Annotated in this window: 27 protein-coding genes; 22 read left to right on the forward strand and 5 right to left on the reverse strand. The window is 45.7% G+C overall.

Going from position 1 to position 25,981, the window contains the following annotated elements; translation table 11 throughout:
• Positions 1-20 precede the first annotated feature (20 nt).
• The 17 genes from ACM6JA_RS13385 (at position 21) to ACM6JA_RS13465 (ending at position 16,574) form a co-directional block, all read left to right on the forward strand.
• Positions 21-2,468: an EAL domain-containing protein gene (locus ACM6JA_RS13385; protein ID WP_414852681.1), complete on the forward strand. Its 2,448-nt coding sequence runs from the start codon at positions 21-23 to the stop codon at positions 2,466-2,468.
• 42 nt (positions 2,469-2,510) lie between these two features.
• Positions 2,511-4,961 carry an EAL domain-containing protein gene (locus ACM6JA_RS13390; RefSeq protein ID WP_414852682.1) on the forward strand — a complete coding sequence of 817 codons (2,451 nt, stop codon included), beginning with the start codon at positions 2,511-2,513 and terminating at the stop codon, positions 4,959-4,961.
• 142 nt (positions 4,962-5,103) lie between these two features.
• Complete coding sequence (copZ, locus tag ACM6JA_RS13395; RefSeq protein WP_007725825.1) at positions 5,104-5,307, forward strand: copper chaperone CopZ; 204 nt, start codon at positions 5,104-5,106, stop codon at positions 5,305-5,307.
• Positions 5,308-5,409: 102 nt separating this feature from the next.
• Entirely contained in the window at positions 5,410-6,036 is a 627-nt protein-coding gene (locus ACM6JA_RS13400; protein WP_414852683.1) for a nitrite reductase, read from the forward strand.
• A 91-nt stretch (positions 6,037-6,127) separates the two neighbouring features.
• Entirely contained in the window at positions 6,128-6,451 is a 324-nt protein-coding gene (locus ACM6JA_RS13405) for a metal-sensitive transcriptional regulator (RefSeq protein ID WP_016739861.1), read from the forward strand.
• Between the two features lie 129 nt (positions 6,452-6,580).
• A complete protein-coding gene (locus ACM6JA_RS13410) occupies positions 6,581-7,324 on the forward strand; it encodes a PIG-L deacetylase family protein (protein WP_414852684.1) in 744 nt (247 codons plus the stop codon).
• A 17-nt stretch (positions 7,325-7,341) separates the two neighbouring features.
• Positions 7,342-9,159, forward strand: coding sequence for an ABC transporter substrate-binding protein (locus ACM6JA_RS13415; RefSeq protein WP_414852685.1), 1,818 nt, complete (start codon positions 7,342-7,344; stop codon positions 9,157-9,159).
• A 93-nt stretch (positions 9,160-9,252) separates the two neighbouring features.
• Positions 9,253-10,230 (forward strand): ABC transporter permease, encoded by a 978-nt coding sequence (locus ACM6JA_RS13420; protein WP_414852686.1) that lies wholly within the window; start codon positions 9,253-9,255, stop codon positions 10,228-10,230.
• Positions 10,223-11,077, forward strand: a complete 855-nt coding sequence (locus ACM6JA_RS13425; protein ID WP_007725818.1) for an ABC transporter permease — start codon at positions 10,223-10,225, stop codon at positions 11,075-11,077. The genes ACM6JA_RS13420 and ACM6JA_RS13425 overlap by 8 nt, the downstream gene beginning before the upstream one ends.
• A gap of 6 nt (positions 11,078-11,083) precedes the next feature.
• A complete protein-coding gene (locus ACM6JA_RS13430) occupies positions 11,084-12,040 on the forward strand; it encodes an ABC transporter ATP-binding protein (protein WP_414852687.1) in 957 nt (318 codons plus the stop codon).
• A 3-nt stretch (positions 12,041-12,043) separates the two neighbouring features.
• On the forward strand, positions 12,044-13,090 hold the full coding sequence (locus ACM6JA_RS13435) for an ABC transporter ATP-binding protein (protein ID WP_414852688.1): 1,047 nt from the start codon (positions 12,044-12,046) through the stop codon (positions 13,088-13,090).
• A gap of 122 nt (positions 13,091-13,212) precedes the next feature.
• Entirely contained in the window at positions 13,213-14,085 is an 873-nt protein-coding gene (locus ACM6JA_RS13440) for a cupredoxin domain-containing protein (protein WP_414853125.1), read from the forward strand.
• A gap of 101 nt (positions 14,086-14,186) precedes the next feature.
• Positions 14,187-14,936, forward strand: coding sequence for a cytochrome c biogenesis CcdA family protein (locus tag ACM6JA_RS13445; protein ID WP_414852689.1), 750 nt, complete (start codon positions 14,187-14,189; stop codon positions 14,934-14,936).
• 36 nt (positions 14,937-14,972) lie between these two features.
• Positions 14,973-15,356, forward strand: a complete 384-nt coding sequence (locus ACM6JA_RS13450; RefSeq protein WP_414852690.1) for a rhodanese-like domain-containing protein — start codon at positions 14,973-14,975, stop codon at positions 15,354-15,356.
• A gap of 130 nt (positions 15,357-15,486) precedes the next feature.
• On the forward strand, positions 15,487-15,714 hold the full coding sequence (locus tag ACM6JA_RS13455; RefSeq protein WP_007725805.1) for a spore coat associated protein CotJA: 228 nt from the start codon (positions 15,487-15,489) through the stop codon (positions 15,712-15,714).
• A complete protein-coding gene (locus ACM6JA_RS13460; protein ID WP_414852691.1) occupies positions 15,711-15,983 on the forward strand; it encodes a spore coat protein CotJB in 273 nt (90 codons plus the stop codon). The genes ACM6JA_RS13455 and ACM6JA_RS13460 overlap by 4 nt, the downstream gene beginning before the upstream one ends.
• 21 nt (positions 15,984-16,004) lie before the next feature.
• Positions 16,005-16,574 carry a manganese catalase family protein gene (locus tag ACM6JA_RS13465; RefSeq protein WP_007725798.1) on the forward strand — a complete coding sequence of 190 codons (570 nt, stop codon included), beginning with the start codon at positions 16,005-16,007 and terminating at the stop codon, positions 16,572-16,574.
• A 52-nt stretch (positions 16,575-16,626) separates the two neighbouring features.
• Here ACM6JA_RS13465 and ACM6JA_RS13470 read toward each other — a convergent pair whose 3' ends face one another.
• The 3 genes from ACM6JA_RS13470 to ACM6JA_RS13480 form a co-directional block, all read right to left on the reverse strand.
• Entirely contained in the window at positions 16,627-17,751 is a 1,125-nt protein-coding gene (locus ACM6JA_RS13470; protein ID WP_414852692.1) for a copper amine oxidase N-terminal domain-containing protein, read from the reverse strand.
• A 63-nt stretch (positions 17,752-17,814) separates the two neighbouring features.
• A complete protein-coding gene (locus ACM6JA_RS13475) occupies positions 17,815-18,966 on the reverse strand; it encodes a copper amine oxidase N-terminal domain-containing protein (RefSeq protein ID WP_414852693.1) in 1,152 nt (383 codons plus the stop codon).
• Positions 18,967-19,030: 64 nt separating this feature from the next.
• A complete protein-coding gene (locus ACM6JA_RS13480; protein ID WP_007725792.1) occupies positions 19,031-20,698 on the reverse strand; it encodes a ribonuclease J in 1,668 nt (555 codons plus the stop codon).
• 164 nt (positions 20,699-20,862) lie between these two features.
• Here ACM6JA_RS13480 and ACM6JA_RS13485 point away from each other — a divergent pair, with 164 nt between their 5' ends.
• Entirely contained in the window at positions 20,863-21,282 is a 420-nt protein-coding gene (locus tag ACM6JA_RS13485) for a hypothetical protein (protein ID WP_414852694.1), read from the forward strand.
• 88 nt (positions 21,283-21,370) lie between these two features.
• Here the strand turns inward: ACM6JA_RS13485 and ACM6JA_RS13490 are convergent, their stop codons facing one another.
• Positions 21,371-21,811, reverse strand: a complete 441-nt coding sequence (locus tag ACM6JA_RS13490) for a protease complex subunit PrcB family protein (protein WP_007725788.1) — start codon at positions 21,809-21,811, stop codon at positions 21,371-21,373.
• Between the two features lie 61 nt (positions 21,812-21,872).
• On the opposite strand from ACM6JA_RS13490, the gene ACM6JA_RS13495 reads away from it, so the two are divergent.
• Together ACM6JA_RS13495 and ACM6JA_RS13500 are read left to right on the forward strand one after the other, a co-directional pair.
• On the forward strand, positions 21,873-23,768 hold the full coding sequence (locus ACM6JA_RS13495; protein WP_414853126.1) for a hypothetical protein: 1,896 nt from the start codon (positions 21,873-21,875) through the stop codon (positions 23,766-23,768).
• Between the two features lie 72 nt (positions 23,769-23,840).
• Positions 23,841-24,296 (forward strand): YlbF family regulator, encoded by a 456-nt coding sequence (locus ACM6JA_RS13500; RefSeq protein ID WP_007725784.1) that lies wholly within the window; start codon positions 23,841-23,843, stop codon positions 24,294-24,296.
• A 1-nt stretch (position 24,297) separates the two neighbouring features.
• Here ACM6JA_RS13500 and ACM6JA_RS13505 read toward each other — a convergent pair whose 3' ends face one another.
• The gene (locus ACM6JA_RS13505) at positions 24,298-24,627 is read right to left on the reverse strand and encodes a hypothetical protein (protein WP_414852695.1); all 330 of its coding nucleotides are present in this window, start codon (positions 24,625-24,627) and stop codon (positions 24,298-24,300) included.
• Positions 24,628-24,702: 75 nt separating this feature from the next.
• On the opposite strand from ACM6JA_RS13505, the gene ACM6JA_RS13510 reads away from it, so the two are divergent.
• Together ACM6JA_RS13510 and ACM6JA_RS13515 are read left to right on the forward strand one after the other, a co-directional pair.
• Positions 24,703-25,047, forward strand: a complete 345-nt coding sequence (locus ACM6JA_RS13510; protein ID WP_007725782.1) for a YlbG family protein — start codon at positions 24,703-24,705, stop codon at positions 25,045-25,047.
• Between the two features lie 144 nt (positions 25,048-25,191).
• The gene (locus ACM6JA_RS13515; protein ID WP_414852696.1) at positions 25,192-25,956 is read left to right on the forward strand and encodes a LamB/YcsF family protein; all 765 of its coding nucleotides are present in this window, start codon (positions 25,192-25,194) and stop codon (positions 25,954-25,956) included.
• Positions 25,957-25,981: the final 25 nt, after the last annotated feature.

Raw genomic sequence — 25,981 nt, forward strand, 5'->3', positions numbered from 1 at the left:
AAAACAGGCGGGGGTGCCATGTGTTTAATAAAATCAGAGATGTAAAGTATGCATTATCTGCATTGGAAGAGTCATCAGTTATCTCGATAACAGATGAAAAAGGAATCATCACCTACGTCAATCACAACTTCTGTCAAGTATCCAAGTTTAGTAGAGAGGAATTAATCGGAGAGAACCATAACATCGTCGATTCCGGTTTCCATCCGCGAGACTATTTTAAATCGCTATGGGATACCATCAGCCGAGGAAAAGTATGGAAAGGCGAGATGAAAAATCGGGCAAAGGACGGTACGGAATATTGGCTTAGCATGACGTTAGTACCGTTCATGAACGACAGTGGATTCCTTTATCAGTACGTGGCAATCGGGACCGACATCACGAAACGAAAGCAGATGGAGGAGTCTCTTTCAAAGACAATGAAGGACTTGCACGATATCAAAAATGCACTGGATGAATCTTCGATTGTAGCGATTACAGACGATAAAGGCGTCATTACTTATGTAAATGACAAGTTTTGTGAAATCTCCAGATACGAAGTGGATGAATTGGTTGGAAATACACATCGTGTCATTAACTCTCGCTATCATTCCAAGTCGTTTTTTAAATTGATGTGGGAAACGATCAAGCAAGGACGTGTTTGGAAGGGCGAGGTGAAGAATCGCGCCAAAAACGGCAATGAATATTGGATGAATACGACCATCGTTCCATTTCTAGACGACCGGGGAGTTCCGTATCAATATGTTTCGATCCGTACGGATATTACCGACCGCATAGAAGCAGAGGCAGCTTTGGCAGAAGCATTGCAGAACGATTTTCGCAGGACGGTTCAAAACTTGCAAAACTGTGTGTTCAAGATCGTGACAGATCCGAAAGGGAACATCACCTATACCTTGTGTGAAGGGAAAATTGCGGAAGAGCTCGGGCTAACGTCTGAGAGGATGTTGAGAAAAACGTCGTATGAAATCTTTCCTTATGAGGTAGCGGAGCAAATGGAAATCTATTTTCGCAGAGCTTTTGCTGGCGAGCCCGTTACCTTCGAACTGAAACTATCCGGAAATGATTATTACATTACGTTGTCACCTATTGAGGAAAACGGAGAAATCGTGGAAATGGTAGGCTCCATGATTGACATCACCGAGAGAAAAAAGGCCGAAGAAACGATTCGCTACATGGCCCATTACGATGCCTTAACCAACCTGCCTAATCGAACGCTTTTTCATGAAAAACTGGCAGAGGCAATACTCAAAGCAAAGCAAAAAGATGAGAAAATTGGCGTCATGTTCATTGATTTGGATCGATTCAAAAACATAAATGATACGCTGGGTCACTCCATAGGGGATGTCCTTTTACAAGCAGTAGCAAATCGTCTCATCGGCTGTTTGCGAAAAGAAGATTCTGTTTCTCGACTAGGCGGAGATGAGTTCGCCATCTTTCTCAAAGGTGTCACACACAAAAAAGTTGGTGAAATTGCGCAGCGAATCATCACGAGCATGTCCGAATCGATTACGTTGGACCATATCGAAATCTTTATCACGCCAAGTATTGGCATCAGCATGTTTCCGGATGATGGAGACGATATTGAAGCGCTGTTGAAGCATGCAGACGCAGCCATGTATTTGGCAAAAGAGCAAGGGAAAAATAATTATCAATTTTTCTCGGAGGAGCTACATCAGGTTTTAGCCAAAAAGCTACAGCTTGAAAGAGAGCTGCGAAAAGCTTTGGATGAGAAACAATTTACGCTGCACTACCAACCGAAGATTCAATTGCAGACAGGCCAGATTATTGGCATGGAGGCGTTGATTCGTTGGGAACATCCAGACCTTGGCCTCATCCCACCTATTCAATTTATCCCGATCGCAGAAGAAACAGGCTTAATCGTACCGCTTGGGGAATGGGTAATGAGAACGGCTTGCCAACAGACAAAAGTGTGGCAGGAAGCAGGCTTTACACAGCTAGCGGTTGCGGTGAATATATCCTTACGCCAATTTATGCAAAACAATCTCATTGAGATGATTACCTCGATCCTTGAAGAAACAGGCTTATCTTCGCAATACTTGGAGCTGGAAATCACGGAAAGCATGGCACTAAATGTAGACTATACGATTCGGATTTTGAATCGCTTGAAAGGTCTTGGGATTAGCATCAGTATCGATGATTTCGGGACGGGCTACAGTTCTTTGAGCTATCTAAGTCAATTTCCGATCGATCGGCTCAAAATCGACCAATCCTTTGTCCGGAATTTGAATCCACGGAATCAAGCGATTATTAAAACGATCATCGATATGGCACACAACATGAAAATTGCTGTTATTGCAGAGGGTGTAGAAACACAAGAACATGTTGATTTTCTAAAGGAACAAATGTGTAATGAAGTCCAAGGGTACTTCTACAGTAAACCGCTGCCCACGAAAGAAATCGATTCCTACTTGCAGGTAAATCGTTATGGTGAATCAGGCAGCATGGTTTAAGTGAGACCATCCAGATTAACAAAAGGAAAGCGGTGAAGGAGCTTGGATCACCAGATACATGGGACGTACGACAATTTCCTTGTGATACTATCTTATTTAATCGCGGTTGCAGCTTCTTTTTCTGCTCTCAACCTGGCAGCCAGAGTGAGTAAAAGTAAGGGGAAGCATCAGCTACTTTGGTTGATTTTTGGTGCCACAACGATGGGGCTTGGAATATGGTCCATGCATTTTGTCGGAATGCTGGCACTTACCCTCCCTATTAAGGTTCTGTATGACATGGAGTATGTCATCCTATCTGTCATTCTTGCCATTTTTGTCTCAAGCATAGCCTTGTTTACCGTCACGAAAAGCAATCTCAATGCAAGACAGTTAGGTATCGCGGGAATTCTTATGGCCGCTGGAATATCTGGGATGCACTACGTTGGAATGGCCGCGATGATTATCGAAATTACATACAATATGTGGATCGTCATTTTATCTATTATCATCGCAGCGACTGCTTCGGCAGCGGCACTTTGGCTCTTGTTTTACTTTCGCCGTGATCAGTCGAAATACGCGTATTTATACAAATTGGGAAGTTCACTCATTATGGGAGCTGCAATAGCGGGTATGCACTACACCGGGATGGTTGCAGCGCATTTCTACGTAACGGAACTGCCGAAAACCGAGGTGGAAACGCAGATCGAACCGGAGACTTTGGCCTATATCATAGTCTTGGCCACCTTTTTACTGATCGGCATTACATTGTTTGGCTTGTTTATTAACAAACGACTCTCGCAAAAAGATACGGTTATTCAGGAAAATGAAAGCTGGTATCGTTCCCTTTATAAAAATAATGAATACGGCATTATCTCCTTAGATACAGGTGGATGTATTATCAAAATGAACCCAGCTGTCACGAAGATTGGTGGTCTGAGTGAGGAAGAATTCATCAATCAACATGTATCCAAAATTGGCATGCATATTGTTGAGGAAAAAAGGGACATCACCAAAGATTCTTTTGCCCAGTCGTTTCAGCCCATTCGTAATAATTTTGAGACGACCATCCTTCATCCGAACGGAAATCGCGTAGAGCTGAGTGTACTCAATGTCCCGGTTGAGATTGAGGGAGAAGTGGTGGGGAATCACATCATTGTGAAGGATATTACCGAAGAGAATCGCGCGAAAGAAAAAATCAGGTATTTGGCTTATCACGATGAGCTGACCGACTTACCGAACCGAAGAAAGTTTAATCAAGTCCTTCATCAATCTATTGAAAAAAGTAGCCAAGATTCATCGAGCTTTGCCGTCATGGTTATCGACATCGATCGGTTCAAAATGATCAATGATTCCTTGGGACACTCCTACGGCGATATCTTTTTGCAGGGGGTCAGCGACAGAATCGTAAAGAGTGCGGAAGGGTACCACGCAACAATTGCCCGGATGGGTGGAGATGAATTTACCATCCTCTGCGAAACAGGAGCGGACCGCAGGGAAGCGGCGAGTTTAGCGGATAAGATCATTGAAGCATTGAAACAGCCATTCTCGCTAAAAGACAGTGAATTTTACATATCAGCAAGTATTGGAACGGCGATATTCCCAGACCACGGAACGGATGCTGTCGCGCTGCTCAAAAAAGCGGATACGGCCATGTACGAGGTGAAAAAACAGGGGAAAAATGGTCACCTGTTCTATACACCCGATTTTGATGTCCAATTGCTAGAAAATATTGAAATAGAAAGTGATCTCAGAAAAGCAATTGAACGTAACGAGCTGGTAGTGTATTACCAACCTCAATTTCATGCGGAAAGTAATCGCATGATCGGAGTGGAAGCGCTCGTTAGGTGGAATCATCCGACCAAAGGGATGCTTTCACCAGGAGTGTTTATCCCTATTGCTGAAGAGACAGGGTTGATCTATGAGATTGGTACATGGGTGCTTCGCGAAGCGTGCAGGCAAATGAAGCATTGGCATGATGAAGGGGGACCGTTGATCCCCGTCTCCGTCAACTTGTCCTCCCATCAATTTCACCAACGGAACCTCGTCCAGTACATCAAAAATATCCTTGAGGAAACCAAGCTTGCCCCACACTTTTTGGAACTGGAAATCACGGAGAGCATGATGATGGACCCGGCCGTATCGATCAGTATCCTACATGAGTTAAACAAAATCGGAACGAGAATCAGTCTGGATGATTTTGGAACCGGTTACAGCTCATTGAGCTATTTGAAAAAATTCCCGATCCACAAATTAAAGATTGACCGCTCCTTCATAACAGACCTGTCTCGAAATGATAACGATAAAGCCATTGTGGCCACCATTATTTCGATGGCGAAGCATCTGAAATTGGATGTGATTGCAGAAGGTATTGAAACGAAGGATCAGTTAGATATTTTGACAGAAAATCATTGCAAGGAAATTCAAGGGTACTATTATAGTCGCCCGTTATCCGCAAATGAGGTGGAGCACGTGTTTTTTGCTCCCATCAGAAATCATCTCAGCCAAGAAGCGTAAGGAAAACTCCCTTTCTTTTATAGATGGGGAGCTTTTTTGTATGTACACAGCAGGAAAATGTAAAATTGGGTATTGCATACCCTACAGGGGTATCGTAAAATGTAATCAAGTAAAGCTTCCCAAAAACAAAGGAGGATGTAAAATGAATGTCACTTTGAACGTACAAGGAATGTCCTGCAATCACTGCGTTATCTCCATAGAAGGTGCTCTTCAAAAACTAGACGGGGTTAGCAAAGCAACGGTAAGCCTTGCTGACAATCAGGTAAGCGTGACTTTTGATGAATCCGTTGTTTCGCTGGACAATGTGAAAGAGACCATTGAAGATCAAGGATACGATGTCGTTTAAGTAAAGGTTGCGGGAAAGGCTGTGATTGTAGAATTGCAGTCTTTCTTATAGCTTGTAGTTGACCGAAAATTACAAATCCAAATAGTGCAGGAGGAATGCCTTTTGAAGCGTGTACAGTTTGCCGTAAGTCCAGAAATTCGTGTCGGCGGTTCCGTGTTTACTCCAACAGATATGGTGGCGATCGGTCAAATCGTTGGCGAGGATGCACAAATTGAACTTTCGACCTTTCAGCAGCTTATTGTCGAGATGAATGAAGAGAAGGCTGAGGATGCGAAAAAAGCGCTGCGTGAAAAAGGCTTGTGTGTGTACGAAACCGGCTCTGTTGTGAAGAATTTGTCTGTCTGTTCTTTTTGCAAAGGAGCAGAGATTGAAGGGCTAGAGGCAGCGAGAAATTTGAATGATACGATAGCAGGGATGGCCATTCCTTTTACGATGAGAGTCGGTTATACGGGCTGCCCAAATGCTTGTGGAGAGCCGTTGGTAAAAGATATCGGGATCGTCAAGCGAAAAGAAACCTTTGAAATCTACGTCGGAGGCCAATCGAAAACAATGGAGGCCAAAACAGCCGAGCTTCTGGTCGAGCAGGTGAAGGAAGAACAATTATCCTCCATCGTCCAAAGCATCATTACGTTGTATCAGACGCAAGGGAAAAAGAGAGAGAAGTTTTTCAAGTTTGTCGAGCGATATGGATTGGAAAATGTCCGAAAAGAATTGGGGCTGTCTTCCTGATCGAAATGTGAATATGGAACTTGCTGCATTTTGAAAATTTGGATTATAATCGAATCGTATGTTTGCTAGGATGAATAGAGGAGGAATCTCATTGTCAAGTGCAGAATTGAACGTTGTACAGTCTTGTCATACATCTGATCGAAACAGTCATCATTCAGAAAAAACCAAGCAAAACTTGCAGGCCCGTCTCAATCGGATTGAGGGACAAATTCGCGGGATTAAAGGCATGGTGGAGAAGGATGCTTATTGTGATGATGTCTTGAATCAAATTGCTGCGGTACAATCTGCCTTAAATTCAGTGGGACGTATCCTTTTGGAAGGACATATGAAATCCTGTGTGATTGAACGCATCCAAGAAGGGGACAGCGCAGTTATTGACGAGCTGTTAACCACGATGAATAAGCTGATGAAATAAAAAGCTTCAGAAATGAAGCTTTTTTTATTATTGCGAAATATAGGTTAGTGGGGTATAGTATTTTCAAGTCAGAATATTTTCACAATACAGAAAATATCAATCAAACAGGATGACAAGGGAGATGAAAAAATGGGCAAGAAAATGTTGCTGTTAGGTGTGTATGGCATGGAAGTGGTGGAGTGTGGCGGTGCTCTTGCCATTAACGTGAACAATGGAGGGGAATCGTACGCCTCGATCATGCTGTCTAGCGAAAAATCACGCCCGCAAGTTACAGAGGCGGCAGCGGTATTGGGGGTTCAGATGTATTTTCCCGGCTTTCAATCCGGTTATGTAGATGTCAGTCCGGAGTCCAAGAAAAAGCTCGTACAGATTATCCGGGAAGTGAAGCCAGATATTATCATTACGCAGGACCCGGAACATTCTTTTCACGACTTAGACCCAGACCGTAGACAGGCCATGATTTTAATCTTAGAAAGTATCGCATTGGCAAGCCGGGAGTTTGCTTTAGATGAAATGCCTGGCTTGGAAGCACACCCGATCCCGGCGATCTATTACATGACTCCGCATCATCCCAACTGTGTCGTTGATATTTCGTCGGTGTGGGAACAAAAAAATCGAGCGATGGATGTCTTGCACAGTCAAATGGAGTTCAGTGGCCGACATTTTGAAGAAGCGGTAGATGCGAAGGCAATGGAGGCTATCGTCCCTGGGTTTTCCGCGTTGCCCTCTGACTACGAAAAGGGAAGAGCAATGCACAAGGTACTCGATCAAGCCATTCACGTCTATCACGGTTTGGCAACACATGGTCATTTTGCATTAGCAGAAGCATATAAACGCGATGGGAACTTCCATTTGAAAGAACTGATCAACTAATAGGAGAGAGATGTCGGATGAAGCATAATCGAATCGGGATCATATGGCTGCTCATCGCTCTGTTTTCCACGTTGTTCGCTATTCCGGCAGGTGCCGATAATCACAGGGAGGTGAAGCTTGGGATCACACAGGATGAACGTTCCTTGAATCTGTACACATACAATACCGGCTTTCCTGGACTCGAGCTGGTCAACCTTCTTTACGACCCGCTATTTATCCTTGATAAAAGCAACAACCCCATTCCTTGGCTGGTCAAAGAATTCACGGTATCCGACGACGGCAAGCAATACAAAATGATCTTGCATGACCAAATCTTGTGGCAGGACGGAAAGCCTTTGACCTCAGAGGATGTGAAGTTCACCTACGAATACTTGTTGAAATATAAAAAATCCCGCTTTACAACCCCAGCTGCACTCGTGAAAAGCATTCAAACACCCGACCCAACCACCGTAATCATGGAGCTTGATAAGCCTGAGCCAGATTTCTTCATTCAGCCTCTCGCTGATTTGCCGATTCTTCCGAAACATATTTGGAGCTCTGTGACGGATCCTGATAACTTCAACAATTCTTTGGGGAGCGGTCCTTTCATTTTAGAGGATTACAAAAAGGATCAATTTTATAAGCTGAAAGCGAACCCGCAGTACTTTAAAGGAAAACCGGAAATCGATACGTTAGTCATCCCCATCATCGCAGAAGCTAATGCCATGTTTACAGCGCTCACGGCAGGGCAACTGGATGTTATCAGTCGTAGGGTCCAGCCGGAACTCGTCAAAGAGTTTGAAAGCAATCCATCTATTAAAGTGGAAAGAGGCCCCGGTTTTGCTACAACGTTTCTTCAATTCAATGCCGAAAAGTTCCCGATGTCCGATCAAAAATTTCGCCAAGCGATTAGTCATGCTATCGACCCGCAATACTTGGTAGATACGGTTTTGCTCGGTTTTGGCACAAAAGGAAGTCCCGGCTTTATTCATCCAGCTACTTCTTCTTACAACAAGGCAGTCGTACATAAGACCGATGTTGAACAAGCCAAATCCATTCTTGAACAAGCAGGCTATAAAGACACGAACAATGATGGCTTGCGAGAGGCGCCAGATGGCAAAAAGCTCGAACTCGTCAATCTGGTCCAATCAAACAACCCTTCTAGCATACGCTCTGCCGAAATCATTGCCGGATGGATGAAAACGATCGGGATTGATATGAAAGTTCGACCGATGGACCCCGATACCGTGATTAGTCTTGTCTGGCCCGAATATGATGTCACCAAGGGCCGGAATTATGACATGACGATGTTTGGCTGGTCGACTACGATGCAGCTGTTCCCTGCCAGACTAATTGATTTGTTCCACTCCGATCTAGCTGGCAAAGGGGGAACCAATATTGGCGGATTCAAAAGTGCAGAGTTTGACAAGCTGGCTGAGCAGCTCGAGGCCACATTGGAACCGGAAAAACGCCAACAGATTATCAATCAGATGCAAGAGCAGGTAGCCAAAGATTATCCAATCGTCCCCTTGTACTATGCAGAGGAAATTAGTGCGTACAATCCCGCTAAATACGACGGGTGGGTATTCCAGGATGGGAAAGGCATCATCAACAAGCTCTCCTTTGTTTCCAATGGCGAAAAAGCCGCTGTGACAACGGAACAGCCAGCAGCAACACCTGCAAGCACAACGCCTGCCGCTGCTACAGAAAGTGCTACATCTGCATCCACACAAGAACAGGCGAATGCGAATACGGGAAAAGGCACGACCTCGATCGTGACCATTCTCATCCTTATCGTCGTCGTAGCGGGTGGATGGTATTTGCTCAGCAGAAGAAAAACGAAGAGCGAACGGTAAGCATGTTGACAGCTTCTCCTGCAGTAATGCTCCTCAAGGTTATTGCGGGGGAACCATTTGTTCCTGTTGATTATCGAAAGAAGAGGTGTACTCATGACCCGATTTCTAACAGGCAAGGTCACTCAATATATTTTCGTTATTTTTATTATGCTGACATTGAACTTCCTCCTCCCTCGTTTGATGCCAGGCAGTCCCCTCGCGTATATAGCGGGAGAAGACATCATGCTCATGACGACGGAAGAGAAGGAGGCCATATTAGAGGCACACGGATTGAATAAATCACTCTTGGAGCAATACGTCATCTATTTGGGGAATATGGCGACGATGGATTTTGGCTATTCCTACCAACAAAAGATGCCGATAACGGAGTTGATTTCGGAGCGGTTGCCGTGGACGCTGCTGTTAACTGGATTGAACTTAGTGATTTCTACCTTGTTAGGCGTCATTTTTGGGACGATATCTGCCTGGAAGTGGGGGAAAAGAAGCGATGTTAGTCTCTTGACAATTTTTATGTTTTTAAGCGCGATGCCGTCCTTCTGGCTGGGCATGATTCTGGTAGCGATTTTTGCAGCGCAATGGGGGCTGTTTCCCATCTTTGGGGCGCAGACGGCATGGAGCAATCTGACTGGCTTAGGTCGCGTTACCGACATTGCCCATCATCTCGTGTTACCTCTGGTGACACTCGTATTAATCACCGTTACGACAACCTATATGACGATGCGCTATTCGATGCTGAACGTGCTAGGCGAGGACTACATTATGATGGCCAGAGCCAAAGGCGTAAAAGAAAAAATGATCAAATACCGTCATGCGATGCGGAATGCGTTACTCCCGGTAGCTACGGTTTTTATGCTCAGTCTCGGTAATATTTTTGGAGGGGCAACGGTGATTGAAACCGTGTTTGCCTACCCAGGAATCGGCAGGCTGATGTTTGAGGCCGTCTTAAGCAGGGACTATCCGGTGATACAGGCTGCTTTTCTTATCATTACGTTGAGCGTAGTCATTGCCAACTTCCTAGCAGACATCTTATACCCGATTCTCGATCCAAAGGTGGGAAGGAACAATGGATAAAGGCAAATGGCTGCAGTACTGGACCATTTTTCAATCTAGCCGACTCGGGGCGATTGGTACCATCATCCTTCTTTTGTTTGTAATTGTTGCGCTAGCGGCACCACTCCTAGCACCTTTTGACCCGGACGAACGTGTAGCAGCGCCATTTCTTCCGCCAGGCGGAGATTATGTACTCGGGACCAATGACGTTGGACAAGACATCTTTAGCGAGCTCCTATACGGTTCGCGCATTTCGTTGACGATCGGTATTTTAGCTGCGTTATTTTCTATCTTGCTTGGTTCTCTTGTGGGGATCGTTGCCGGATACTTCGGGGGAAAAATCGATTCTGCTTTAATGAGACTGGTAGATTTGGTACTCGTTGTGCCTTTTTTGCCTTTGATGATTTTGCTCGCCGCGTTTATCGGTCCGAGCTTTTGGAATCTCATTTTCGTCATTACCGTATTGACCTGGGCATCTCCTGCTAGGGTGGTTCGCTCACAGGTCCTTACGATAAAAACGAAAGGGTTCGTGGAGGCCGCGCGCTCAATTGGCAGCAGCGTTCCTACCGTGATGTTCCGTCATATTTTGCCGGGTGTCGTACCGATCGCTTTATCGCAATTCATTATGGCGGCAAGCAATGCCATCCTGTTGGAGGCTTCCCTCAGTTTTCTAGGGCTGGGCGACCCTTTGAATAAAAGCTGGGGAACGACCCTGTATTATGCACAGGCCAGAAGTGCTTTCCTGACGGATGCATGGCTATGGTGGATCTTGCCACCAGGTGTGTTAATTACGGCGCTGGTTATCGGGTTTGCTTTTGCTGGCTACTCGCTGGAACAAATCTTTAATCCTCGGCTGCGGAAAGGGTGACTAGCCATGAATAAAGTTCTCGTCGTCGAAAATTTGCACACTCACTTTTTTACGGCAAATGGTGTAGTAGAAGCGGTTGAGGATGTCAGTTTTCACCTGGAAAAGGGGGAAATGCTCGGGCTGATCGGGGAGTCTGGCTGCGGGAAGTCCACCGTGATTCAGTCCATTCTGCGATTGCTCGAATACCCGGGGAAGGTCATGAGCGGGAAGGCCATGCTGGGTGGAGTCGACTTGTTGCAGGCGCCAGCAGAGCAGATCGAGAAGCTTCGCTGGAAATCGATTTCTGTTATTCCCCAAAGCGCGATGAATGCCTTAAATCCTGTATTTACGGTCGGGGAACAAATTATGGAAGCGATTTTGTTACACGAAAAAATAACGATGGACGAAGCGATTCGACGAACAGAGCAGCTATTGGAAATGGTCGGGATTCCCAAGCAAAGGCGCAAGTCGTACCCACATGAATTCAGCGGAGGAATGAAACAGCGTGTAGCCATAGCAATGGCGCTAGCCTGTAATCCGCAGGTCGTCATCTCAGATGAATCGACGACAGGACTGGATGTTTTGACTCAAGCGCAAGTCATCGCGATTTTGAAAGATCTGCAACGTTCTATGGACTTGTCTATTATTCTTATTTCTCACGACCTGCCGATGGTGACAGCCATCTGTGAAAGGATTGCCATTATGTATGCGGGCAAGATTGTGGAATGTGGGACAACGGAACAATTGATTACGAACCCAAGACACCCGTACTCACAAGGTTTGCTCGCTGCCACTCCCGATATTAATGACCCCGAGAAAGAATGCCGTTCGATTCCGGGGACAGTGCCGCTGCTCATAAACCCGCCAAAAGGGTGCAGATTTCATACGAGATGCCAGCATGTGCAAGACAAATGCAAGGTAGAGTCACCTCCAATAAGAGAAGTGCATGAAGGGCATTTTGTATCCTGTTTTGTAGGAGGGTAAGACATGGCAATCACACAAAAGTCGCAATCCAACGATGATTTGGTGACGGTGCAAAATTTGGTCAAACGCTTTGAAAAGAAGCAGGGAGCGTTTTTTCGCAGCAAAAAGACGACGGTCTATGCAGTAAACAATGTGAATTTCTCTATTAAAAAGGGGGAAATTCTCGGGATCATCGGGGAGAGCGGGTGCGGGAAAACAACGACTGCTCGAATGATTATGCGGCTTACAAAAGAATCATCCGGTCAAATTCTTTTTGATGGGCAAGATTTGTGTCGATTAGGCGAACGGGCAGTGAGGGGAATTCGGCAAGAGATGCAAATGATATTTCAAGACCCGTACGATTCATTGAATCCGGGAATGACTATTCTTGAAATCTTAATGGAGCCGCTTCATGCCCATCAAAAAGCGAGTACCTATGAAGAGAAGAGGGAGCAAGTACTTCAAATTCTCAATCATATTGAGCTGAGACCTGCCGAAAGCTATTTGCAACGATATCCGCATCAGCTAAGCGGGGGACAGCGGCAAAGAATTGCAATCGCTCGAGCGCTCATTTTAAAACCAAAGTTCGTTGCGGCTGATGAGCCGACCTCCATGTTGGATGTGTCGGTCAGAATGGGCGTTTTGCAGCTATTAAAATCATTGAAGAACGAAATGGGTCTGACGATGCTGTTTATTACCCATGACCTGTCGACGGCTGCCTACATGTGTGATCGGATAGCTGTTATGTATCAAGGGAATATCGTCGAGATCGGACCGACCCATGAGATTCTGTATCATCCCTCTCACCCTTACACACGCGCACTCGTAGCCGTGGTATCCGATCTTAATCATTTTCTCAAACACAGGCAAGAGCTGATAGTAGATGGGGAAGTGCAGAATGAAGGAATCCAAAGAGGGTGTCCTTTTCTTGTCCGCTGCCCCCATCAGGTTGACCACTGCCGGAATATGGTACCTATGCTAGAGCGAATCTCATCCGACCACTATGTTTCATGTATCCATCACCCGGGGGAATATGAGAGCGCAAAGGCTGCCAACAGGCATGCGAACTAGAAAATGTGTGAGCCCTCTCGACAGCAGTCAGAGGGTTTTCTTGTTCGTTTTGTCCTATTTTGTTGGCGTAGGACATACTTTACATTGAGGAGAATATACTCGGGGGTGGTATCTTGAGCGCGGTGTATCAGGTCCTGATCTACGTCGGTTTCGCTTACGTTTGCTTCACTTGGTTTATTTGGCGACGAAAGCAGGGAATCGATCATATGCAAGGCATGATGAGCACGATGTCCGTCAGTATGATGATTGGCTTGATCGGAGGGTTGATCCTCGGCGATGTTTACAGGGGAGACCTTTATGTATCCACCATGTGGGGGATGCTGGCAGGTGGACTGTCTGGTTTTCTGCTAGGAGCTCCATTGTCGATCCTGAGTATTGTAGAAGGAATCTTATCGGGCGTCATGGGCGGGATGATGGGCGCCATGCTGGGAGAGATGGTTCCCAGTGAAAAAGTAGAGCCTCTCCTGTTTGTTTTCGTCATGCTCTATACCGTATGTATGCTGCTCGTAGCCAAGCTGATTGATTTTAATAAAAAAGAAACGAAGTGGTCCTCCATTTTTCATCATCCTGCCGCTCCAGCTGTGTTGCTGCTTGCCGTCTTCTTCTGGTTTCAATCATTACCGTTTCCATCTCCGGCTCTTTATGCAGGCGATCGCGCGACAGAAATCACCCTCACAGCCGTCGACTTTTCCTATAAACCGAACCAATTTACCGTGAAAAAAAATACAGAGATCAAAGTCGTCTTTCAAAATGATGGCAATGTAGAGCACGATATCGAGGTTGTGTCGCATGGAAAAATCGTAACGATTTCAGAATCAAGCACGGAACATCATCATGGAGCAATGGCTGAGGGCGTGGTTCATTTGCACGCCAAACCGGGAGAGTCTATTGAAACAGTATGGAAGGCATTGGAGGAAGGAATCTATGAATTTTATTGTACGATCCCTGGACACAAAGAAAGCGGCATGATTGGACGCTTGCAAGTGACGGGATGAAGCAAAGGAGAGGCGAATCATGCCTTTCTTTTTTTCTTCATAGTTTCCTCACAACCTTTTTGTAAAATAAAAGAAAAGGAAGCCCCGCTCGGAGGAGAAGCATGGATTGGTATTCGTACTTGTATCAATTTGGAGCATGGATCAGTAAGCCCTTTTCTGATTTGTATTACGGAATGGGCGAACAAGCACCGTTGATTGGAGCGTTGTTGCTCGGGATCGTTGGGGCGTTTGCACCGTGCCAGTTATCAGGGAATGTGGCTGCTTTTACAGTGTTCGGAAAGAATGTCGTCATCAAAGGTGGCTTTCGTAGTCATGTATGGATGTTCATCCTTGGCAAAGCAGTCGTGTATTCCACTTTGGGAGCAATCGTATTTGCGTTCGGCGAACAACTCTCTACACAAGCGATTCCTTTGTTTCAGTGGGCAAGAAAATTACTAGCACCGATGTTTATTCTGATTGGATTGTTCTTAATCGGATGGATTCGACTGCCATTTCTACATACGCAATCATTTGAAGAAAAAATAAAGCGTTTTTCGGAGCGATTTGAGGGAAAGACACAATCCTTTTGGCTTGGCGTTGCCTTTTCCCTCGGGTTTTGTCCGACGATGTTTTGGCTCTATTTTGGACTGACGATGCCTTTGATGTTCACGAGCTCGCTCGGCCCGATCATTCCCACTGTATTTGCACTTGGCACGGCGCTGCCGCTACTCATCGTTTTACTGCTACTTGCCGTTGCGAGTGATAGCCCTTCTCTCATGAAGAACACAAGGAAATGGGGGGCAGTAACGCAAAAGTTGGCTGGAATCGTGTTTGTCCTGCTCGGTATTTCGGACCTCATGGCATTTTGGTAAGGCTGCGACAAAATAAAATACGAAAAGGTGGATCGGATGAAAAAGATATGGATAACGAGCGCTCTGGTGGTCGTACTCGCTATGGTAGCGCTAGTATTTTGGAATACCAAACAAACATTGCAAATCATTGATTCAGAACAGTTGGCGCAATGGATGACGGATGAAAAAGATATGGTGATTGTGGATTTGCGCGAGCCTGAATTGTTTGAAGAGGGGAGAGTCCCCCATGCCATTAATATTCCTTTTGCAGAGATCAATGAGAAATACAGGAGTATACCCACAGATAAGAAAGTCGTCTTCGTCTGTCATACCGGAAGGATGGGAGTGGAGAGCGGAAACCTCTTGCTTGAAAATGGATACAAAGATGTTGCAAATCTGGACGGTGGCATGGCGAAATGGACTGGACAGGTAGAATCGTAGTTGTTAGCCGCTTTCCTTTTCCAGAGGAGAGCGGTTTCTTCGTTTTGGGGGATCAATCACGCCTACTGGGTGGGCTGCATAGTGTAGTCATGAAGGAATAGACAATACAAGTTGGAGGAGGATATTGGCATTGCATTCGCAAACACGCGATTACTATCCGTATGTAGGTCCTTATGATCCTTGTCCGCCGATTCGGGTGAAGACGTACCAGGTGCCCCCTCAGCTGTTCATGACATTTCAGCCGGAGAACTTACCACAATACAGCCCGATGGAAGCGTTGAAATTAGGTACGTTATGGCCGGCACTTTTTAGCCCCTATGATCCCAGACTGAGTCATTTGGGGAGGGAGCATTCATGACAGTTGAAAATAGATTTGGCGATGAACAGTACTACGCATTGCTTGAACAGCTGCAAGCGATCGACTTTGTACTGGTAGAGCTCAGTCTTTATTTAGATACGCATCCAACCGATCAGAATGCTCTTCACCAGTTTAATGATTTAACGGAACAACGCTGGGTTTTGGCAAACGAATATGAGAAGTTGTACGGGCCTCTGCAAAATCTTGGACGCAGCTATTCAGGCTATCCGTGGCAGTGGAATGATGATCCATGGCCTTGGCAAGTTTAGAAGAGAGGGATAACGAAACCGATGTGGATCTATGAGAAAAAACTGCAGTATCCGGTTCGTGTCAGTAAGTGCGATGTGAGAATGGCGAAGTACTTGATTGAGCAATATGGAGGGGCGGATGGAGAGCTGGCAGCCGCTCTGCGCTATATGAACCAGCGGTATACGATCCCGAATAAAGTCGTAGGGTTATTAACAGATATCGCTACCGAAGAGTTTGCGCATCTCGAAATGATTGCCACGATGGTGTATAAGCTGACCAAAGACGCGACTGTCGAAGAGTTGAAGGAAGCGGGACTGGGAGACCATTACGCCAATCATGATCGGGCGCTCTTTTACAACAATGCCAGCGGTGTGCCATGGACGGCAGCCTATATTGCTGCCAAGGGCGATCCAATCGCGGATTTGTATGAGGATATCGCGGCCGAAGAAAAAGCCCGTGCGACGTATCAATGGCTGATTGACATGACCGATGATGTTGATTTGCAGGACAGCTTGAAGTTTTTGCGGGAGCGGGAAGTCGTTCACTCTATGCGCTTTCGCGAGGCTGTAGAGATTTTGAAGGAAGAGCGGGATGCGAAGAAGATATTTTGAGGGGGAAAAAGAGAGCTGGAAGGCTCTCTTTTTTCTAATTTAGCTGTGGGGTTCAAGTTAGTAATGGTACTGGTATGACGATAATGGACTTTTGTCCCCATTTATGATCGAAGTAAACATCGCAATTCAGCAATTCCGCGACATCCCGCAACGGTACAACCAGAATCGTATTATTGTAAAGTTTTGCATTTGCAGATGCAGTGAATTCGATACCATCACGCAAAAATTTATTGCTACCAACGGGGATAGTTATGTTGGAGGGGCCTCGTATTATTGTTGCTGTCTGAGTTGGATCGTCCCATTGAATAGTGCCATCGAGAGCTTCTACTAGTTCACGAAGGGATACATAGGTGATATCGTTTTCAGCAAAGGTTTGATCCACCAGTTTTTGATTATTTGCGGTCACGTTCAAGGCAGATTCTTGATAAGGAGCAGTGGCCTTATATTTAAATCGAATATCAGCTCTTACTTGATACAAGTCAGTATACTTAGTTTTTAAATAGTTGATAGGTATCTTAAACGATGTTCTTACGAATTGTCCTGGCTCTAACCTGAATGACTCATTGATAACAGGGTGGCTATTCTCTGGATAGAATAATCCATTTTGTCTATAGTCTATTGCTTCGACTCCGGAGTAGATAAATTTCTCGGCTGTTGCCTCTCCCCGATTTACGAGGATCATATGCGCGATATAATGGGTGTCTGTAAATTCATAAGCAGTCATTTTTGTGTATATGTATGGACGGGGTTCTACTTTTTTGCCAAGTGTATACGTATACGTTGGCTTTAAGTAAGCATCGATTAAATCTGATGCCTTTGTAACAGAAGGAACAAGATCAAAGGTTAAGAGCTCTGTAATACCTAACTCGTTGTCTCCTGGGTGCATGACTGGGTAGGAAAAGTAATCAACATCGGAGTCAATATTTATTTTCTCCCCTTTGTTATTATATAGATCAAGTTTTCCGGAAAGGTCCAATAGTTCATAGGGACTGACATTTCCCCACCGCATGTAACCTGTTGCGTAGTGACTTCCATCTTGGCTTGTTGCGAACTTTAATTCCGTCAATTCAAACTGCAAAGGATTCTTCTCAAATGATGCCAAGGACACTGGAACCGAAGCAAAGAAAATAAAAAAGATTGCAAGAAGGCACGTAAAAAGTCTCACGATTTTCACCATTTCAAATCACCCCAAGATTGAAAATATCATGTTAGAAAAGCCTTCAGGAAAGAAGGCTTTTCTCTACTCATCTATAAGATTATACGGAATGACGATGATGGTTTTCTGCCCCCATTTATGTTCAAAAACAACATTGCAATCCAGCATATTCGCAACATCTCGTACCGGAACGACCAGAATGGTGTTATTGTACAGCTTCGCTTTTCCCGACACAGTAGTCTCGAAACCATCATTAATGAAGCGATCACTTCCAACCGGAATGACTATTTGCCTATCATATTCCATGATTTTGTCTCTCTGTATGAGCGTTGCCGTTTGGGTTAGATCATTCCACTGGATAGTAGCACCTAGAACGTCGGCTAACTCGCGAAGGGAAACATAAGTGACATCATTTTCAACAAAGGTTTGTTGCACAAGCTTTTTATTATTTACGGTTACACTCACTGTTGAGTCGTCTTTATACGGGGCAGAATTATCGTGTGTATAGGATATGCCAATTTTTTTAATATCATTATAGTTTTTGAATTTAGAATCTATAAAATCTATCGGTACTTCAAAGGATAGTCTCACAAATTTGCCCGGTTCTAACCGTAAAGACGAATTGATAGTAGCGTGGCTAGTTTCGGGATAGATGTGAATCATTCCGTTTGTGTCTGTGAATGAAAGGCCAGCATATTTAAAATTTGTGGCTGTAGCCTCTCCCTGATTAAGAATGAGGGCATGAGCGACAAGTTTGTCCTCTGACATCCCATAAGTTAGTGTCTCCGTAATGAGGTTTGCGCTAAGTTCAGCTTTTTTTCCTAATGTAAATGTATACGTTGGCTTAATGTAAGCACCAGCTATATCTGATGCCTTTGTGACAGAAGGAACAAGATTAAAGATAACAAGCTCTGTAGCACCTAACTCGTTATCACCTGGATCCATGAACGTGCTGTAAAAGTAATCTATTTCAGAATCTATGTTTATTTTTTCCCCTTTGCTATTATACAGATCAAGTTTTCCATGAAGATCTAATAATTTATAGGGACTGACATTTCCCCAACGCACATAACCTGACGCGTAGAGACTTCCATTATGGTTTGTTTCGAGAGTTAATTCCGTAAACTCAAACTGCAAAGGATTCTTCTCAAATGATGCATAGGACACTGGAACCGGAGCAAAGAAAATAAAAAAGATTGCAAGAAGGCACGTAAAAAGTCTAACCATTTTCCCCATTTCAAATCACCCCAAGATTGAAAATATCATGCTAGAAAAGCCCTCCAAAAAGAAGGCCTTTTCCTCATACATCCATAATAATCGGCAGGATCATGGGTCTGCGCTTTGTTTTGGCATATACGAATTTCCCAATCGATTCCCGCATTCCTTGCTTCAAGCGGTTCCACTGACTCACATTCGCTTCCTGCAAATTGGTGATCACCTCGGATGCAATGCGAGTCGCTTCTTCCAACAGGCCCTCAGATTCGGGGGCATGAATGAATCCGCGAGAAATAAGGTCGGGACCCGACAAGATCTTGCCGTCGGTTTTACTGCGCGTCACAACGATCACGAGAATGCCATCTTCCGAAAGATGTTTGCGATCCCGTAATATTCCATTCCCTACATCACCGATTCCTAAACCATCCACCAAGGTATTTCCGGCAGGGATTTTTCTTTCCTGCACAGCTACACCATCCTGAATATCCACGACATCTCCGTTATTTACAATGAAAGTGGACTCGAAATCAACGCCGACGGATTCAGCCAACAGACGATGCTGATGGAGCATCCGATACTCCCCGTGAATGGGGATAAAATATTGTGGCTTCATGAGAGTGAGCATGAGCTTCAATTCTTCTTGGAAGCCATGACCGGACACATGCAAGCCAGTCCCAGAGCCATATATAACGTTGGCACCCATAATAAACAAGTTGTCGACGATTCGCGCCACATTCCGTTCGTTCCCTGGGATAGGGGAAGAAGAGAGGATGACGGTATCGCCGCGTTCTACTTTCACGTGCCGATACCCGGAGGTCGACAACCGAGATAAGGCTGCCATCGGTTCGCCTTGGCTTCCCGTGCATAGAACAGCGACACGGGCTGGATCGAGCTCGCTCACTTCCTCGATTTCAACCAGTATGTCTTCTGGGATACGTAAATAGCCTTGTTCCGATGCGATTTTGACCACATTGACCATACTTCGGCCCAGCAAAGCTAGCTTTCGATTCGTCGCTTCTACGGCATCAATGACTTGTTGCAGGCGGTATACATTGGAAGCAAACGTCGAGACAAATATTTTCTGCTGTGCCTTACTGAATGCTTCTAACAGACGATCGCCCACGTTCTTTTCTGATGGAGTAAAGCCTGGACGCTCCGCATTGGTACTCTCCGACAACAAGGCCAATACACCTTTCTGCCCGATTTCAGCCATTCTGTGCAAATCGGGGGATTGCTTATGCACCGGTGTTAAATCAAATTTAAAATCGCCCGTATGCACAATGGAGCCTGCTTTTGTCTCAAACACGACACCCAAGCAATCAGGAATACTATGGTTCGTTTGAAAAAAGCTGATCGTGAGCGAGCCTAATGAAATAGTAGAGTGACGATCGATGGAGATGAGGGTGGACTGATGAAGCAAATCATGCTCCTTCAGCTTTAATTCGATAAGACCTAACGTTAAACGGGTACCGTAAACAGGGACGTTTAATTGTCTTAAAAAATAGGGAATGCCCCCGATGTGATCCTCATGCCCATGCGTGACAATCAAGGCTCGGACTTTTTCCTGATTTTCCAGCAGATAACTAATGTCCGGTATGATCAGATCGATTCCTAAATAACTCTCATCCGGGAACTTCGCGCCACAATCGATGAGGACAATTTCATCCCCGCATTGAATCCCGTACATGTTTTTGCCGATTTCATATACTCCTCCTAAAGCAAAAATTGAAAGAGTTTCATTCCATGCATTCATACGCAGTCACTGACCTCCCCAAAGCATCTTGTGGTTACTCTTACCTATTGGAAAGCTGAGTATGTATGGATAGCTGGTTAGATCATCAGGCAAAAATGGATGAATGAACCAATCAGGAGTCGGGCACACTGGGGTAAGACTCATTTTGGAAGGGAGCAGCTCCGGTGAAAACCAAACGATTTCTTTTCCGCTTGTTTCTATTGATTGCCATTGCGGCTGGTGTGGAATGGTTTGTGTACGCGAACCAACAAGGGCAAACCGAAGTGGTAGCAGACGAGTCGCACGCTCATCATGCAGCGCCGACACTCGCTGTGACGCATACCCTTGAGAAAGATGATTTGCAGCTCAAATTGGCCGTTACGAACTTCTCTTTTTCCCTCGAAAACATGGGGAAAGAAAACAAGCACGGGGAAGGTCATGTTCATCTGTACCTCGACGGCAAAAAGATCGCCAAAGTATTTGAGCCTAGCTATGTCATGAAGGATATCCCGGCTGGGAAGCATGAGGTCAAGGTAGAATTGGCCCATAATAACCACGAGTCGTATGGTGTTGCAGAGAGCTTTTCCATTGAGGTAAAGCCCTGATAAGCAAGGGTAACTGTTGGGAAAAGGAAAAAAGCCGACTTCGATACGCCTTGTGGCTTTCGAACTGTCGGCTTTTTTCATGGATAGACTAGCGCATATGCACACTGACTTTTGCTTGCTGATCTGGCAGGGCAATCACCAACGTCGGATAGCTGATGACTTGCGTTTTCATCGAACCAGGTGCTGGTGCTTGTACCCGAACGTGTACGGCAAAGCCATGAGGGCCTGTCCGCTTGACTTGGTCCGCCACTAAACGATATCCTCCTGTAGGGCGCTGTCCTGCACCCACGACTACATAGGATTTTCCATTGGCACGAACAATGGTGTGTCCGCCATTTTTTCGAACTTTCTTCAAAGCTTCTTGAACGGCTGGCGGATAGGGAGCAGCAACGGCCTCGTAAGCAGCATCTGCTTGTACAGCCTCTTTCGCGACAGGCTCAGATACGGTAGGATGTTGAGGTGACAAGACTTGTGTACCCGTTACTGCCAAGGTTGCTGTTAAGAGTAAGCTAGGAAATACATGCAACATCAAGATCCCTCCAATAGGTAAAAGTAATGAATCGAACATCATATAGACTGAGGTGACAGGCGTGCGTGTGAAGGATTCGCTGGAATACCTGTCCGAATCAACGCGACAAGCGATTCTACATGAACAGACCAAACGATATCAGATTGCCGAAGAGCAAGATTTAACAGCTAGATTATTGGACCCCGTTTTTATTGGGCAAGTATGGGAACAGGCAGATGAGCTGGAACGAGCAGTTATCCGGCTTTTCGTAACCAAAGCGACGAGAGGCTTTTTTAGCAAACGAACCTGGGAACGTGAAACGGCAAAAGAGCACAGACATCTGTCAGTCGGCTTGACGAAATTGCGACGGCTTGGACTGATCTTGACTGTACGGAAAATGTGGAGTGAGATCGGCTATTTGATGCCACAAGAGGTTCGAGAGCAGTTGACGAATCAAATGCTGCCGGAAGCCTCTCAGGCTTTTGTTTCTCTTTCAAAAACGCTCCCTTATTATATATCAGTAGGCAGAGGGATACAGCTGGATCTTTTTGGGCTTCTGCTGTTTATTCGAGACAACCAAATTCCCATTACGCAAAAAGGAAGCATTCATCGCAGGATGTCGCAAAAAATGCTGCCGCTGCTCTCGTTTACAGACGAGCATGTAAAAGGAATCGTGATTCCACCGCTCGATCAGGAACAAAGAGAGGGCTTATCCTTGACCGTTGTCCTTGATATTGCGCTCAGACTAAGCTTGGTGCGTAGGGAAGAGCGAGAACTCGTACTCGATCTCAATCGAACGAAGCAATGGCTGCATCAACCGCCGCTCGTACGTTGGGAAGAGATGTACCAACTCGTGATGGAACAATTTTTGCCGCATGGTGACTGGTGGGAATTTTTCATTCAATTGATGAGACAGGTTCCTGTCGAGCAGTGGTGTTCCATCCATGAGCAATTGCGCATGCTAAAAGAAGCAGGATTCCCTTTGCCAGACAATGCAGATGAGCTCATTGTGGAGCAATGGCTGCATTTGCTGTTAGGCTTGGGATGGATTCAGCTCGGGATGGACGAGGAGCGAGGGATTTTTTGGCGTTGGAGCAGCTTGCCGCGATTATCGTCGGAGGAAGGCTGGTTTGTGGACCCCACAGGTGCCATTACAATTCCTCCGCTTGTCCCATTGCTGGATGTATGGGAGATCAGCCGGTTTTGCCAGCTCCAATTTGATGGGCAATTGATTCGGGGTGAATTGCAAGCAAGGCTGTTGCAAACGTATTTGTCTCAAGGAGGGACGGAGGAACAAGTCATAGAAAAGCTCCGTGCCTCCTGTGTTCATCCGTTGCCTGAGGGCTTGATTGAGGTTGTGAGCCAATGGGCCAGAACAGCAAGGCAGATTCAAATGGAGCCGTATTTCCTCGTTCGGACAGCACATGCTGGATTTCTGGAGGAATGGCGCGAAATTCCTGACTTTGACCCATTTCTTACCCAAGTGATATCGCCGACCACGTTTTTGATTCCATACTCGCAGGAAAAAGAACTGATCCGTTTACTTCGTCACTTCGGTTATGAGCCGCAAGTGCTGTTACATGTTGCTAGTGCAAGCAAAGAGCTCCAGCCGCACCAAAACAGTCAAGACGGGAATAAAGGCTTGTTTCTCATCGAACGGCCTTGGGATGGTTATGCTATAGAAAACACGTTCCCTGAGCAAAATGAGCAAATCGCAGCACTACCCAAAATGTGGACGAAGCATTTTCAATCGTATCATCCACAGTCCATGCGGGATTTGTTTAAGCGTGCAATAGAACTGAAGCTGGAAGTCGAGATCCAGCAAAGCGGAAAAGAAAAGCTACGAGGGCTACCGACAGAAGTACGCCTGGAAATGGGGTATTGGATGGTTACGATTGCAGGACAGAGCAACAAACAGTGTTACCGTCTCGACAACATTGAGCGAGTGCGCATTGTAGTGCCTGAATATCTGTACTAAGGGTGTGCATCATGATACAATCAGGAATGACGTAAAGTTTTCAAGCTTTACGGCGAAAGGAGGTCTCGCTTTATGGAAACATTGGAAGCTGTGGATATGTCACAGTTGATCATGGAGTCTCATGAGCTGTCCACGATGATCAACCAATCGCGCGAGGTCTCGGGGTATCTGGAGGCCAAACGCCAAATGGAAGCAGATGAGGAAGTGCAACGTCTGCTCGTCGTGTTCGAGGCTAAGAAGGAACAGTACGAAGATGTGCAACGGTTCGGGAAGTATCACCCGGATTACAATCATATATCCAAAGAAGTACGGGAACTGAAGCGCACTATTGAACTGAGGGATTCCGTACAGGCATTCAAACGAGCAGAGGATGCTCTGGATGAGCTCTTGTATCAGGTGAGTAGAACCATTGCTCATTCCGTATCGGAAACGATCAAGGTGCCGAGCAACAATCCATTCTTAGAGGCGCAGGGTAGTGGTTGCGGGACAGGCGGAAGCTGCGGCTGCAGTGTGAAAAAGCCATCGTAATTTACGCTGTTCCCGATTCATTTTGGCGCAGCAGAAAGCAGTCTTCACAAAGATTGCCACAGCAAAATTGCTTTTCGTCAGGTACGCGAAAGCGGAAGCGATACACATGCTGCATGTCATCAGAACGCACGTAAATGCATTCTGGCTTTAATTTGGTATCAGTGGTCAGGCGCTCTCCTGTTTCCATGAGCTGCTTTGTCAGCATAGGAGCAGAGAGCGTACTGCATACATAGAAAAAGAGCTGGCCTGCATATGTTCGCCAACTGCTATGGGTCACGATTTTTTCGTGGTGAAGCGCTTCCTCGAATTGATGATAAAACGTAGCCAGCATAGACCACGATTCCTTTCTATAATAAGCTTTCACCAATAAGTATACCACGATTGGGAAGGAGACCGACGGCAAAACATGAGAGAGCGACGTCTGGGGGTCGCCGTGTGGGTGAAAAACACGCGTGCCGCCAAAAATTTACGCAAATTTGGCACCATTCATTACATCTCCAAACGCTTAAATTACGTTTCGATGTATGTGGATGCCAATTTGTTGGATGAAACGATTCGCATTATGGAAAAGCTGCACTTCGTAACGAAAATTGAACGTTCCCATCGCCATGAGATCCCGGTAGAGTACAACAATGCCAGACCGGATAAGGCAAAGGAATACGATTATAAACAAGAGAAGAACCAGGTAATGGCACTAGCAGAGACCTTACAGACAGAAGAAAGCAGTCAAGCAACCGTTGGTTCGACATAAGTTGTTCAGAAGCTGCCATTTTTCGGCAGCTTTTTTGCTTTTGTTAAACTGGCGTACATGGTATGCTAAAGTGGAAGAAAACGAGAAGCCACGCGCATGAATGCGTTTTCAAGAGATAGATTAGTGAAAGAAGGGTGAGCATACATGATTCATCTGGATATTAACTGCGATATGGCAGAGGGCTTCAGCAGAGGCCGACAATCAGAGGATTTGGGGATTATGAAATGGATCACCTCCGTTAATATTGCTTGCGGATTGCATGCAGGGGATCCCCATATTATTTGCAGAACAATCGAAGCTGCACTCAAGCATGATGTGAAAATCGGGGCACATCCCGGTTATGCAGATATTCAAGGCTTCGGACGTCGCTCGATGAACTTGTCTGTTAATGAGGTGTATGAGCTGGTACTGTATCAAATTGCTGCCTTGGCTGGGACCACAAAAGCACTCGGCGGGGAGCTGCACCATGTGAAATTGCATGGCGCGCTGTATAACGAAGCGGCTGAACGCCCAGAGCTCGCCGAAGCGGTTGTCCAAGCCATTGCGGATATTGATGAAGAACTGGTCCTCTATGCCCTGTCTGGCAGCAAGCTTGTAGAGGCAGGCTTGGAACACGGGCTTCAGGTGGCAGAGGAAGTATTTGCAGAGCGGGCTTATTTGCCGAATGGTCGATTGGCCCCGCGTGAGTTGGAAGGAAGCGTGCTGATCAGCAAGGAAGAACGCATGGAGCAGACACGTCAGCTCGTTTTAAAACAAAGAGTAATGACCGTCAATGGCGAGCACATTGACTTGGCGGCCGATACCCTTTGTGTTCATCACGAGAGCCATGACGTACTGCAATTCCTTGGCGAAGTACATAAATGGGCAAAGCAAAACGATGTGAAAATTGAACCAATCACAGCTCGATAAGTAAAAAGCCATCCAGCAATGCCAT

The sequence above is a fragment of the Brevibacillus sp. IT-7CA2 genome, from assembly GCF_949767855.1.
GTDB lineage: Bacteria > Bacillota > Bacilli > Brevibacillales > Brevibacillaceae > Brevibacillus.